This is a genomic window from Streptomyces sp. NPDC037273, assembly GCF_055603625.1.
Genome location: NZ_JBVJVO010000010.1, coordinates 160918 through 174188, shown reverse-complemented (window position 1 = coordinate 174188; position 13271 = coordinate 160918). Strand labels below are relative to the sequence as shown.

The 13271-nt window shown below is 72.2% G+C and carries 11 protein-coding genes; all 11 read left to right on the top strand.

What is annotated here, in order from left to right:
* Positions 1-8 precede the first annotated feature (8 nt).
* The 11 genes from ACZ7G1_RS25650 to topA all read left to right on the top strand — a co-directional run bounded on the left by ACZ7G1_RS25650 (position 9) and on the right by topA (position 13137).
* Entirely contained in the window at positions 9-362 is a 354-nt protein-coding gene (locus tag ACZ7G1_RS25650; protein ID WP_015034520.1) for an STAS domain-containing protein, read from the top strand.
* Between the two features lie 15 nt (positions 363-377).
* On the top strand, positions 378-842 hold the full coding sequence (locus ACZ7G1_RS25645; protein WP_470876104.1) for an ATP-binding protein: 465 nt from the start codon (positions 378-380) through the stop codon (positions 840-842).
* A 159-nt stretch (positions 843-1001) separates the two neighbouring features.
* Positions 1002-3320 carry a sodium-translocating pyrophosphatase gene (locus tag ACZ7G1_RS25640; RefSeq protein ID WP_470876102.1) on the top strand — a complete coding sequence of 773 codons (2319 nt, stop codon included), beginning with the start codon at positions 1002-1004 and terminating at the stop codon, positions 3318-3320.
* A gap of 161 nt (positions 3321-3481) precedes the next feature.
* Positions 3482-4153 carry a small secreted protein gene (locus tag ACZ7G1_RS25635; RefSeq protein WP_470876100.1) on the top strand — a complete coding sequence of 224 codons (672 nt, stop codon included), beginning with the start codon at positions 3482-3484 and terminating at the stop codon, positions 4151-4153.
* Between the two features lie 127 nt (positions 4154-4280).
* Positions 4281-5843 carry a DUF7059 domain-containing protein gene (locus tag ACZ7G1_RS25630; protein WP_470876098.1) on the top strand — a complete coding sequence of 521 codons (1563 nt, stop codon included), beginning with the start codon at positions 4281-4283 and terminating at the stop codon, positions 5841-5843.
* On the top strand, positions 5840-6844 hold the full coding sequence (locus tag ACZ7G1_RS25625; protein ID WP_470876096.1) for an ArsR/SmtB family transcription factor: 1005 nt from the start codon (positions 5840-5842) through the stop codon (positions 6842-6844). Before ACZ7G1_RS25630 ends, ACZ7G1_RS25625 begins: the two co-directional genes overlap by 4 nt.
* Before the next feature lie 85 nt (positions 6845-6929).
* Positions 6930-8036: an ABC transporter ATP-binding protein gene (locus ACZ7G1_RS25620; protein ID WP_470876094.1), complete on the top strand. Its 1107-nt coding sequence runs from the start codon at positions 6930-6932 to the stop codon at positions 8034-8036.
* On the top strand, positions 8033-8806 hold the full coding sequence (locus ACZ7G1_RS25615; RefSeq protein ID WP_470876092.1) for an ABC transporter permease: 774 nt from the start codon (positions 8033-8035) through the stop codon (positions 8804-8806). The genes ACZ7G1_RS25620 and ACZ7G1_RS25615 overlap by 4 nt, the downstream gene beginning before the upstream one ends.
* 14 nt (positions 8807-8820) lie before the next feature.
* Positions 8821-9612: an ABC transporter permease gene (locus ACZ7G1_RS25610; protein ID WP_470876090.1), complete on the top strand. Its 792-nt coding sequence runs from the start codon at positions 8821-8823 to the stop codon at positions 9610-9612.
* Positions 9613-9822: 210 nt separating this feature from the next.
* Entirely contained in the window at positions 9823-10020 is a 198-nt protein-coding gene (locus ACZ7G1_RS25605; RefSeq protein ID WP_470876088.1) for a hypothetical protein, read from the top strand.
* Between the two features lie 285 nt (positions 10021-10305).
* Positions 10306-13137, top strand: coding sequence for a type I DNA topoisomerase (gene topA / locus ACZ7G1_RS25600; protein ID WP_470876086.1), 2832 nt, complete (start codon positions 10306-10308; stop codon positions 13135-13137).
* Positions 13138-13271 lie beyond the last annotated feature (134 nt).

Here is a 13271-nt window from a genome sequence, read left to right as displayed (position 1 = left end):
GAGGATCCGTGGACCTGTCCCTGTCGACTCGCAATGTGTCCGGCGCTGGTGGTGACCGTACGGTCGTCGAGGTCGGTGGCGAGATTGATGTGTATACCGCGCCCAAGCTGCGCGAGCAGTTGGTCGAGTTGGTGAACGACGGCAGCTACCACCTGGTCGTCGACATGGAGGGCGTGGACTTCCTCGACTCCACCGGCCTGGGTGTGCTCGTCGGCGGCCTGAAGCGCGTCCGCGCGCACGAGGGCTCGCTGCGTCTCGTCTGCAACCAGGAGCGCATTCTCAAGATTTTCCGGATCACGGGTCTCACCAAGGTGTTCCCGATCCACACCTCGGTCGACGAGGCCGTCAACGCCGTCGACTGAGCCCAGGGGGTTCGCATGGCCACCGTTGAACTCCGCTTCAGTGCTCAGCCCGAGCACGTCCGCACGGCCCGCCTGGTGGCGGCCGCGGTGGCGCGCCGGGCGGGTGTCGACGAGGCGGTCCTCGACGAGGTGCGTCTCGCTGTCGGTGAGGCCTGTTCCCGTGCGGTCGGGCTGCACCGCAGCAATGACGTCACGACGCCCATCCGGGTCGTGCTGACCGAGGAGGAGAAGACCTTCTCCATCGAGGTCGGCGACGAGGTGCCGGGTGCGGGGGTGGCGGCGGCCGATGCCGCCGGTGTCCCCGGCGCGCGGGCCGCGGCTCCGGCGCCGGCGGAGGACTTCGACGACGCCGACGGTGAGGACGAGATGGGGCTCGCGGTGATCCGCGGTCTCGTCGACGACGTCGAGGTGAGCGCCGGCGAGGACGGCGGCACCATCCGGATGAGCTGGCCGGTGAGCCCGGCGGACGTCCTGTCCTGACCCGTGAGGGATTTTTGAGAGAAGAGGCCCTGCGACCGCAGGGCCTCTTCTGTTTCGCCGGGTGCCGCCACGCCCGGAGGGCCCCGGATTGATGCATCCGCGCGGGGGCTCTCACGGGGTCCCGTAATGAGCCGGTTCGTCTCCCTATGATCCGTCCCCATGGACCCCACATCCCTCGCCGCAGCGGTGCTCACGAGCGGGAACCGGACGATCGTGATCGTCGTGGCCGGTGTCGCCCTCGCCGCGCTGGTCGTCGCGCGGCTCCTCGTCCGGCAGGTGCTCGCGGCGGGCCAGGGCACCGAGCGGATGAAGGAGATCGCCGCCGCCGTGCAGGAGGGGGCGAACGCCTATCTCGCACGGCAGCTGCGGACGGTGGCCGTCTTCGCGGTCGCCGTGTTCTTCCTGCTGATGCTGCTGCCCGCGGACGACTGGTCCCAGCGGGCGGGACGCTCGCTGTTCTTCCTGGTCGGGGCGCTGTTCTCGGCGGTCACCGGGTACATCGGCATGCGGCTCGCCGTACGGGCGAACGTGCGGGTCGCCGCGGCGGCCAGGGAGGCCACTCCGGCGCCGGGCGAACCCGAGAAGGACCTGACCGAGGTCGCGCACCGGGCGACGCGGATCGCGTTCCGTACCGGCGGGGTCGTCGGGATGTGCACCGTCGGCCTGGGGCTGCTCGGGGCCGCGTGTGTGGTCCTCGTCTACGCGGCCGACGCGCCGAAGGTCCTGGAGGGCTTCGGGCTCGGGGCCGCGCTCATCGCCATGTTCATGAGGGTGGGCGGCGGCATCTTCACCAAGGCCGCCGACGTCGGCGCCGACCTGGTCGGCAAGGTCGAGCAGGGCATCCCGGAGGACGACCCGCGCAACGCCGCCACCATCGCCGACAACGTGGGCGACAACGTCGGCGACTGCGCGGGCATGGCGGCCGACCTCTTCGAGTCGTACGCGGTCACCCTGGTCGCCGCGCTCATCCTCGGCAAGGCGGCCTTCGGCGACCACGGCCTCGCGTTCCCGCTGATCGTCCCGGCGATCGGGGTGGTCACCGCGGTGCTCGGCATCTTCACGGTCTCCCCCCGGCGCAAGGACCGCAGCGGCATGAGCGCGATCAACCGCGGCTTCCTCGTCTCGGCGGTGGTCTCGCTCGCACTGGTGGCCGTCGCCGCCTTCGCGTACCTCCCGTCCTCGTACGCCGAGCTCGAAGGCGTCACCGAGCCGGGGATCCGCGACCACGGCGGCGACCCGCGGGTCCTCGCGCTGGTCGCGGTCGCCCTCGGGATCGTCCTCGCCGCGCTCATCCAGCAGCTCACCGGCTACTTCACCGAGACGAGCCGGCGGCCGGTCAGGGACATCGGCAAGTCCTCGCTCACCGGTCCTGCCACGGTCGTCCTCGCCGGTGTGGCCCTCGGCATGGAGTCCGCCGTCTACACGGCGCTGCTGATCGGGCTCACGGTCTACGGCGCGTTCCTGCTCGGCGGCGCCTCGATCATGCTGGCGCTGTTCGCGGTCGCGCTCGCCGGAACGGGCCTGCTCACCACCGTCGGCGTGATCGTCGCCATGGACACCTTCGGGCCGGTCGCCGACAACGCGCAGGGCATCGCGGAGATGTCCGGGGACGTCGAGGGCGCCGGCGCGCAGGTCCTCACCGACCTCGACGCGGTCGGCAACACGACGAAGGCCATCACCAAGGGCATCGCCATCGCCACGGCGGTCCTGGCGGCCTCGGCGCTCTTCGGCTCCTACCGGGACGCCATCGCCACCTCCGTCGCCGACGTCGGCGGGCTCGACGGGGTGGCCGACGCGCTGACCGTCTCGATGGACATCTCGCAGCCCAACAACCTCTTCGGGCTGATCCTCGGCGCGGCGGTCGTCTTCCTCTTCTCGGGGCTCGCGATCAACGCGGTGTCCCGGTCGGCCGGGTCGGTGGTGTACGAGGTGCGGCGGCAGTTCCGCGAGCACCCCGGGATCATGGACCACAGCGAGAAGCCGGAGTACGGGCGGGTCGTCGACATCTGCACCAGGGACGCGCTGCGCGAACTCGCCACGCCCGGGCTGCTCGCCGTGATGGCGCCGATCGCGGTCGGTTTCGCGCTCGGTGTCGGCCCGCTGGGCGCGTACCTCGCCGGGGCGATCGGAACGGGCGCGCTGATGGCGGTCTTCCTCGCCAACTCGGGTGGCGCCTGGGACAACGCGAAGAAGCTGGTCGAGGACGGCAACCACGGCGGCAAGGGCAGCGAGGCGCACGCGGCGACGGTCATCGGGGACACCGTCGGCGACCCCTTCAAGGACACGGCGGGCCCGGCGATCAACCCGCTCCTCAAGGTGATGAACCTGGTGGCGCTGCTGATCGCTCCGGCGGTCGTGCGGTTCGGATACGGGGAGGACGCGAGCGCCTGGCTGCGGGCGCTGGTCGCGGCGGTCGCGGTCGTCGTGGTGGTCGCGGCGGTCCGCGTCTCCAAGAGGCGTTCCGTCGCGGTCTCCTGACGTGTCGTCCGTCTCATTCCCGGGCGGTTCGGGGGCGGTGGGGAGAGCCGGTCCTTGGTTCAAACGGCTGCAATATGGGATGAATCAGTCGCACGAAAGGTGGAAGTAGCCCGTTCGGCGTGTATGTTCCGGGGCCGAGAGCCTTCGAAGGGACCGATCCGTTGAACAAGAAGCTTGCGGCCGCACTGTCCGGCGGCGCGGTACTGGTGCTCGCGCTGGCCGGTTGCAGCGACGACGAGGGCGACAAGGTGGGTGACTGGGCCAAGACCTTCTGCGACCAGGCGAAGCCCCAGATCCAGAAGCGGGCCGACGCCCACCAGATCATCATCTCGACCGCCGCCGACAGCAAGCCGGCCGAGATCCAGGCCGCCGACTCGAAGGCGTTCCAGGACATCGCCGACGCCGACCGGGCCCTCGCCAAGGCCGTCGAGGCCGCCGGCGCCCCGCCCGTCGAGAACGGCGAGAAGGTCAAGCAGGACGCCATCAAGGAGCTCAACGCCACCGCCGTGGCCTACGAGGGGCTCAAGAAGCAGGTCGACGCGCTGGACCCGACGAACCAGCAGAAGTTCGCGGACGGCCTGCAGGGCGTCGCCGACGGCCTGACCAGGATCGAGAAGATGGACCAGAACGCCCTGTCCAAGCTGGAGGAGGGCGAGCTCGGCCAGGCGATGGCCAAGCAGCCCGGCTGCCAGAAGCCCACGGCCTCGGTCCCGCCGAAGACCTCCGCCTCCCCGAAGGCCGGCTCCACGTCCTCGGACAAGGGCGCCGACCCGAGCAAGAAGCCTTCCGCCACGCCCTCCAAGAAGGCCGCGGCGACCACGTCCGAGGAGTAGGACCCGGCCTCCCGCGGGCCCGGTGGCGGCGGCGTCACCGGCCCCGCGGACCCGGTGGCGGCGGCGTCCGGCCGCCCGCCGCCGGGTCGGCGGCCCGGATGTCGGTGGCGGCCGTCACAATGGAGCGGTGAGTACGACCAGCCTGCCCCCCCGCCTCCCGGTTCCCGCGCACGCCGCCCGTCTGCGCGAGGCGCTGCTCGCCGCCGGCTTCACCGCCGACGGACTGCTCGACCTGCTCGGCGCCCCGGCCTACTCGGCGCTCGCCCGCAGCGAGACCGTGCCCGCCCTGCGCGCCACCCGCGGCGACACGCCGCTGGAGACCCTCGTCCGGCTCTTCCTGCTCCAGCGGGCCGTCGCCCACGACGTGGCCGCCGCCGCACTGCCGCTGGACGAGGCCGTCGAGGACGGCTGGGTGGTCCGCGAGGACGACGCCGTGCTCGCCACGGTCGACATCCGGCCGTACGGCGGCCCGGACGGCGAGGACTGGTTCATCGTCTCCGACCTGGGCTGCGCCGTCGGCGGCGCCGGCGGCATCGGGAAGAAGGACGAGGGCGTCGTCCTCGGCGTCGGCGGTGCCTCCACCACCCTCGCCGGCATCACCATCCGTACGCCCGTCGCCGCCGCGCTCGACCTCGGCACCGGTTCCGGCATCCAGGCGCTGCACGCCGCGCAGCACGCCACCCTGGTCACCGCCACCGACCTCAACCCGCGCGCCCTGGACTTCACGCGCCTGACGCTCGCCCTCTCCGGGGCCCGCGAGGCCGAGCTGCTGACCGGTTCGCTCTTCGAGCCCGTCGACGGCGACACGTACGACCTGATCGTCTCCAACCCGCCGTTCGTCATCTCCCCCGGCGCCCGGCTCACCTACCGGGACGGCGGGATGGGCGGCGACGACCTCTGCCGCACGCTCGTGCAGGAGGCGGGCGCGCGGCTCAACGACGGCGGGTACGCCCAGTTCCTCGCCAACTGGCAGCACGTCGAGGGCGAGGACTGGCAGGACCGGCTGCGGTCCTGGGTGCCGCGCGGCTGCGACGCCTGGATCGTCCAGCGCGAGGTCCAGGACATCACCCAGTACACCGAGCTGTGGCTGCGCGACAGCGGCGACCACCGCGGGGACCCGGACGCGTACCGCCTGGCGTACGGCCGCTGGCTCGACGAGTTCGAGGCCCGCAAGACCCGCGCGGTCGGCTTCGGCTGGATCACCATCCGGCGGAACGACGCCGTGGCGTCCGGCGCGATCGAGCCGTCGATCCTCGTCGAGGAGTGGCCGCACCCGGTCGAGCAGCCCCTCGGCCCCACCATCCGCGCCCACTTCGAGCGCCAGGACTACCTGCGCGCCCACGACGACGCCGCCCTCCTCGCCGACCGGTTCACGCTCGCGCCCGAGGTGGTGCAGGAGCAGGTCGGACTGCCGGGCGCCGAGGACCCCGAGCACGTCGTGCTCCGGCAGAACCGTGGCATGCGCCGCGCCACCAAGGTCGACCACGTCGGCGCCGGGTTCGCCGGCGTGTGCGACGGCACGCTCAGCGCCGGCCGCATCCTCGACGCCATCGGACAGCTGATGGGGGAGGACGCCGTCGTGCTGCGGGACCGCACCCCGCAGGCCATCCGGCTGCTCGTCGAGGAGGGCTTCCTGCTGCCCGCCGGAGCGGAGACCTCCGGGGAGTACGGGGAGGAGGGCGGCGCTTGATACGGATCGAGATGGACGAGGCCTCGCTGGGGGCCACCAGGATCGCGATCAGCCCCCTGCGGGACGCGTTCTGCGCGATGCACCTCGCGCTGCCGCGGCGCAACCCCTCCTGGCCGTACCAGGAATGGGTCGGGCAGGCGCGCGAGGTGTGGCGCGAGGACGACCGGCTCCGGCCGCTGTGGGACCTCTTCGCCGAGGGGCGGTACGACGTCTCCGACTTCCTGCTGCCCCGGCCGTTCGGCACCGTCCACGTCCACGAGGAACTGGCCGCGCTGCGAGGCACCGACCCGGAGTTCGTCCGCGCCCAGGCGGCCGCCTGCTACCCCGGCATGGCGGACGCGCCCTTCCTCCAGCCGTACCTGAAGGACCCCGAGGCGGCCTGCGCGGCGCTCGCCGACGCCTACGCGGCCTACTGGGAGGGCGCGATCGCGCCCTACTGGCCGACGATGCGGCGGCTCGTCGAGGACGAAGTCCTCGTCCGGGCCAGGACGTTCGCGACCGAGGGCGTCGACGCGCTGTTCGCCGGCCTGGAGTCGCGCGGGCGCTGGCGGCCGCCGGTCCTCGAACTGACCAAGCACATCGCCGCCGAGTACGCGCCGGGGGAGCGGCGGCTCGTCCTCGTCCCGCTCGTCTTCGCCGAGGGCTGCCGGCTCTACTCGACCGACGACCCCGAGGTCTTCGCGCTCAGCTTCCAGGCCCGGGGCGCCGCGGCGCTCCGCGAACCGCCCGAGCCCGTCGCCGACGACCGGCTCGGCCTGATGCTCGGCCGGGGCCGCGCGGCCGTCCTGCGCGAGCTCGGCGGGCCGCTCACCACGGCCGGGCTCGCCGACCGGCTCGCCCTCGCGCCCAGCACGGTCTCCGAGCACCTCTCGGTGCTCGCCGAGTCCGGGGTCGTCACCCGCCACCGCGTCGGGCGCTCGGTCTACTACCAGCTCACCGACACCGGCAGGTCCCTGCTCGCACTGCTCGCCGGGGAAGGCGTGCTGCGGGCGGTGGCCTGAGGCTCCCCGGGGGGCCGCGCGCCGACGATTCGGGGGCTTCCGAATCGTTGGCGGGGCCCCGGCGGGGGCTTCTACCGTCCGGCGCATGCTCGCAATCGAGGCGGACGCGCTGCGCCGCACCTACACCAGCAGGACCGGATGGCCGAAGTCCCGGCGCACCGAGACCGAGGCCGTGCGCGGGGTCACGTTCGAAGTGGCGCCGGGCGAACTGTTCGGCCTGCTCGGGCCCAACGGCGCCGGGAAGACCACCACCATCAAGATGCTCAACACCCTGCTGCTGCCGACCTCCGGCACGGCCCGGGTGTTCGGCCACGACGTGGCCCGCGACCCCGTCGCCGTACGCCGCAGGATCGGGTACGTCTTCGGCGGCGACCGGGGGCTCTACGACCGGCTCTCCGCCCTCGACAACCTCCGCTACTTCGCCGAGCTGTACGGCGTCCCGGCCCGCGAGCAGAAGCGGCGCATCGCCGAACTCCTCGACCTGGTGGGCCTCCTGGGCCGCGAGAAGGAACGCGTCGAGGGCTACTCGCGCGGCATGCGGCAGCGCCTCCACATCGCGCGCGGCCTGCTCCACCGCCCCGACGTCCTCTTCCTCGACGAGCCGTCCATCGGCGTCGACCCCGTCGCCGCCCGCGACCTGCGCCGCACCGTCTCCGACCTGGCCGCGGCCGGCACCACCGTGCTGCTCACCACCCACTACATGGCCGAGGCCGACGAACTCTGCGACCGGATCGCCGTCATCGCGGGCGGCCGGATCCGCGCCCTCGGCACCCCCGGAAGCCTCAAGTCCCTCGTGAAAGAACGGGACGTGCTCGAGATCGAGGCGTACGGCGTCGACGAGGCCCGCCTCGACCGGGTGCGGCGGGTGCCCGGCGTGCGCGGCGTGTCGGCCGAGGACCGCGGCGCGCTCCAGACCGTGACCGTACAGACCGGCCGCGGCGCCTCCGACCTGCACGGACCCGTCCTCGCCGCGCTGGAGGGCATCCGGATCGGGCGCGTCACGAGCCGCGAACCGTCCCTTGAGGACGCCTACATCGCGATCGTCGAGGGGACGACGGACGGCGTCACGACGGCGGCCGAAGCCGGCGCCGAGTCCGGGACCTCCCAGGGCTCCCAGGCCTCCCGGATCTCCGAGGCCTCCCGGGTCTCCGAGGCCCCCGGGGCCTCCGAGACCGCGGAGGTGTCCGCGTGAGGCGGGTCGCGCGGCTGGTCGCGGTCGGGGTGCGGACACACGTCGCGTACATGTCGCGCTCGCCGATCGAGATCACCTTCGCCGTCCTCGTACCGATCGTCTACGCGACCCTCGCCGTCTATCTGTTCCGCGCCGCCGGCGACCCGGACCGGCTGCTCACCGCCTCCGTCGGGGCCGGACTCATGGGCATCTGGGGATCGGTGCTGTTCGGCTCGGGTGGCGCGGTGCAGAACCAGCGCTGGCTGGGCACCCTGGAGACGCTGGTCGTGGCCCCGACGCCGCTCGCCCTCGTCTTGCTGCCGATCACCCTCGCGACCGCCGTCATCGGCACGTACGCGATGGGGGCGACGGTCCTGTGGGGCGTGCTGCTCTTCGACGTGCCGCTCGACTTCGCGCATCCGCTGCTCTTCCTGGTCGCGGTCCCGGTCTGCGTCCTCGCGCTCGGCATGATGGGGCTGCTGCTCGCCGCCACCTTCGTCCTGCTGCGCAACGCCAACGCGCTGGCCAACCCGCTCGACACCCCCGTGTGGCTGCTGTCCGGGCTCCTGGTGCCGGTGACGGTGCTGCCCGCCTGGACCCATCCGATCTCCTGGGCGCTGCCCACGACCTGGGGCGCGCGGGCCGTGCACGCGGCGGCCTCCGGCGGGGACGTGATCATGCCGCTGCTCGTCGCCGTGGCGCTGGGCGCCGGGTACGCCCTGGCCGCCGTCCTCGTCCTCGGCCGGGTGGAGCGCCGGGCGCGCGCCGCCGCCACCCTCGCCCTCACCTGAAAGGCCAGAGAGTCATGTTCCGTTTCCTCGCCACCGCCCGGCTCGTCGTCGTCGGCGGGGCGATCTCCTACCGGGCCCTGTTCAACTGGACCACTCCGCCGATGTTCATCGGAACCCTGCTGGTCGGGCCGCTCCTCCAGGTCTTCTTCTTCGTCTTCCTCGGACGGGAACTGGGCGTCGCCGACGACCGTTTCCATCTCGTGGGCAACGCCGTCCTCGCAGCTTCCGCCTCCTGCGTGTACGGCGGCACGATGGCCGTCGCGAACGAGCGCCGGTACGGCACCCTCGGGGCGGTCCTGCTCTCGCCCCGGCACCGGATCCCGCTGTGGATCGGACGCGCCCTTCCGTACGTCCTCAACGGGCTGTTCGTCAGCGCCTTCGTGCTCACCGCGGCCTCGCTCGTGCTCGGTCTTGCCGTGCCCGCCGGTGCGCTGCCCGGGCTCGGTCTGGTGCTGCTCGTCGCGGCGGGCGCCTGCTCGGCCTTCGGGCTCGCGCTCGGGGCGCTGGGGCTCCGCTTCCGTGACGTGTTCCTGGTGTCGAACGTGGCCAGTTCGGTGCTCCTCCTCCTGACCGGCGCCGCCGTGCCCCGGGAGACGCTGCCCGGGTGGATGCGGACCACCGGTGAGCTGCTGCCGCTCACCCACGCGGCCGACGCGGCGCGCGGGCTGACCGCCGGCACCGGGCTCGACGCCGGGCTGCTCGGGGCCGAGCTCGCGGTCGGCGGCGGCTGGGCGCTGCTTGCCGTCGCCCTGCTCGCCCTCTTCGAGCGCGGCAGCCGCCGCCGCGCCACGCTCGACACGATGTGAGCCGGCCGGGGCGGGAACGGGGCCGGCCGCGCTCGAACGGTGTGACGGGAGGGGAAGGAGGGGTGAGGAATGGGTCACTACCGGCCATCTTCGTGAAACCGCCCGGGACGCCCCGCGTCGTTCACCCGGAATTCGCGCCTACGACGCCCGGAGGTGCCAGCCTCGGCCTCGGGAGACGAACACCGCACGGGGACGGAACGGGGTACGGGCATGGAGAGCGGGCCGGCGATCTTCGCGGGGGCGGCGTTCACGCTGTTCGGAGGAGCGCTGCTGCTGTGGACCACCGTGCGCTCACTGCACCGTGAACCCGTGGTGTACGGGGTCGCCCCGCGTACCGCGGCCGCGCTGACGGGCCTGTCCGGCGCGCTCTTCCTGGCCCTCGGCGTCTGGTGCTTCGGCCGCCTCTGAGGACCTCCCCGGTCCCTCCGGCGTGCTTCCAGGGTGCCGCCCGTGACCGGGTCCGTGACGGCACCTGGCCGGGTGCCCGCCCCGCCCGTCCGGGAGTCCGGGCGGCAGGAATGCCAAAACTCGGGTTACCGTTCGAGTGGCCGTTGCGGGCTTTCGCCGTTTGACACGGGGGCGGGTTGTACCGTCACACTCCGCAGCGACGGGAGCGTCACCGTCCGTGCCGCTGCCGTGCGTGCCAGTGCCGTACGTGCCAAGAGAGTGTCGATCCCGGAGAGAAGAGCGAAGTTGTCCCCGACCAGCGAGACCGCACCCGGCGGCCGCCGACTCGTCATCGTCGAGTCGCCTGCCAAGGCGAAGACGATCAAGGGCTACCTCGGCCCCGGCTACGTCGTCGAGGCGAGCGTCGGGCACATCCGCGACCTCCCCAGCGGTGCCGCCGAGGTGCCCGAGAAGTACACCGGCGAGGTGCGCCGCCTCGGGGTCGACGTCGAGCACGACTTCCAGCCGATCTACGTCGTCAACGCGGACAAGAAGGCCCAGGTCAGGAAGCTCAAGGAGCTCCTCGCCGAGTCCGACGAACTCTTCCTCGCCACCGATGAGGACCGCGAGGGCGAGGCCATCGCGTGGCACCTCCAGGAAGTCCTGAAGCCCAAGGTCCCGGTCCACCGGATGGTCTTCCACGAGATCACCAAGGACGCGATCCGCGAGGCCGTCGCCAACCCGCGCGAGCTGAACCAGCGCATGGTCGACGCCCAGGAGACCCGCCGCATCCTCGACCGGCTGTACGGCTACGAGGTCTCGCCGGTCCTGTGGAAGAAGGTCATGCCGCGGCTGTCCGCCGGCCGCGTGCAGTCCGTCGCCACCCGGCTCGTCGTCGAGCGGGAGCGCGAGCGCATCGCCTTCCGCTCCGCCGAGTACTGGGACCTCACCGGCACCTTCGGCACCGGCCGTCCCGGCGACGCCTCCGACCCGTCCTCGCTGGTCGCGCGCCTGAACACGGTCGACGGCAAGCGCGTCGCGCAGGGCCGTGACTTCGGCGCCGACGGGCAGCTGAAGACCGCGAACGTGCTCCACCTGGACGAGGCGAACGCCCGGGCGCTCGCCGCCGCGCTGGCCGACACCGCGTTCGCCGTCCGCTCGGTCGAGTCGAAGCCGTACCGCCGCTCGCCGTACGCGCCCTTCCGGACCACCACCCTCCAGCAGGAGGCGAGCCGCAAGCTGGGCTTCGGTGCGAAGGCGACCATGCAGGTGGCGCAGAAGCTGTACGAGAACGGCTTCATCACCTACATGCGTACGGACTCCACGATCCTGTCCGACACCGCCGTCGCGGCGGCCCGGGCGCAGGTCACCCAGCTGTACGGCGCCGACTACCTGCCGGAGAAGCCGCGCGTCTACGCGGGCAAGGTCAAGAACGCGCAGGAGGCGCACGAGGCGATTCGCCCTTCGGGTGATCGTTTCCGCACCCCCGCGGAGACCGGCCTGACCGGCGACCAGTTCCGCCTCTACGAGCTCATCTGGAAGCGGACCGTCGCCTCCCAGATGAAGGACGCCACCGGCAACTCGGTCACCGTCAAGATCGGCGGCCGTGCCGCCGACGGCCGCGACGCCGAGTTCAGCGCCTCCGGCAAGACGATCACCTTCCACGGCTTCATGAAGGCGTACGTCGAAGGCGCCGACGACCCGAACGCGGAGCTCGACGACCGCGAGCGGCGCCTGCCGCAGGTCGCCGAGGGCGACGCCCTGACCGCCGAGGAGATCACCGCCGACGGGCACGCGACCAAGCCGCCGGCCCGCTACACCGAGGCCTCGCTGGTCAAGGAGCTCGAAGAGCGCGAGATCGGCCGCCCGTCGACGTACGCCTCGATCATCGGCACCATCCTCGACCGCGGCTACGTCTTCAAGAAGGGCACGGCCCTCGTGCCGTCCTTCCTGAGCTTCGCCGTCGTCAACCTCCTGGAGAAGCACTTCGGGCGGCTCGTCGACTACGACTTCACCGCCCGCATGGAGGACGACCTCGACCGCATCGCGCGCGGCGAGGCCCAGTCCGTGCCGTGGCTGAAGCGTTTCTACTTCGGTGAGGGCGAGGCCGGCGGCACGGGCGGTGCGGCGGACGCCGGGAACGGCGACGGCGACCACCTCGGCGGCCTCAAGGAGCTCGTCACCGACCTCGGCGCCATCGACGCCCGCGAGATCTCCTCGTTCCCCGTCGGCAACGGCATCATGCTCCGCGTCGGCAAGTACGGCCCGTACATCGAGCGCGGCGAGAAGGACCAGGAGGGCTACCAGAAGGCCGACGTGTCGGCCGAGCTGGCGCCCGACGAGCTGACCGTCGAGCACGCCGAGGAACTCCTCGCCAAGCCGAGCGGCGACTTCGAGCTGGGCACCGACCCGGTCAGCGGGAACCAGATCGTCGCGAAGGACGGCCGCTACGGCCCGTACGTCACCGAGATCCTCCCCGACGGCACCCCGAAGACCGGCAAGAACGCGGTGAAGCCCCGCACGGCCTCCCTCTTCAAGTCGATGGCGCTCGACACCGTCACCCTGGAGGACGCGCTCCGGCTGATGTCCCTGCCGCGGGTCGTCGGCGCGGACGCCGAGGGCGTCGAGATCACCGCGCAGAACGGCCGCTACGGCCCGTACCTGAAGAAGGGCACGGACTCGCGGTCGCTCACCGACGAGGACCAGCTCTTCACGATCACCCTCGAAGAGGCGCTGGCGATCTACGCCCAGCCCAAGCAGCGGGGCCGCGCTGCGGCCAAGCCGCCGCTGAAGGAGCTCGGCACCGACCCGGTCAGCGAGAAGCCCGTCGTCGTCAAGGACGGCCGCTTCGGCCCGTACGTGACGGACGGCGAGACCAACGCCACCCTGCGCACCGGCGACAGCGTCGAGGACATCACGCCCGAGCGCGGCTACGAGCTCCTCGCCGAGAAGCGCGCCAAGGGACCGGCGAAGAAGGCCGCCAAGAAGGCCCCGGCCAAGAAGGCGACCGCGAAGAAGACGGCCACGAAGACGGCGGCGAAGAAGACCACCACCGCCAAGAAGACGGCCGCGAAGAAGACGACGACGGCGAAGAAGACGACCGCCGCGAAGAAGACGGCGGCGGCCAAGCCGGAGTAGTACCCCTGACGAACGGCGGGGGCGGAGACACGTGTCTCCGCCCCCGCCGTTCGTCCCCCCCCCACCCCTCCCCGAGGTTCTGGCGGGGGATCCGACGAGCAAGGCCCTTCGTAGCGGGGGGAGAGATAACACCA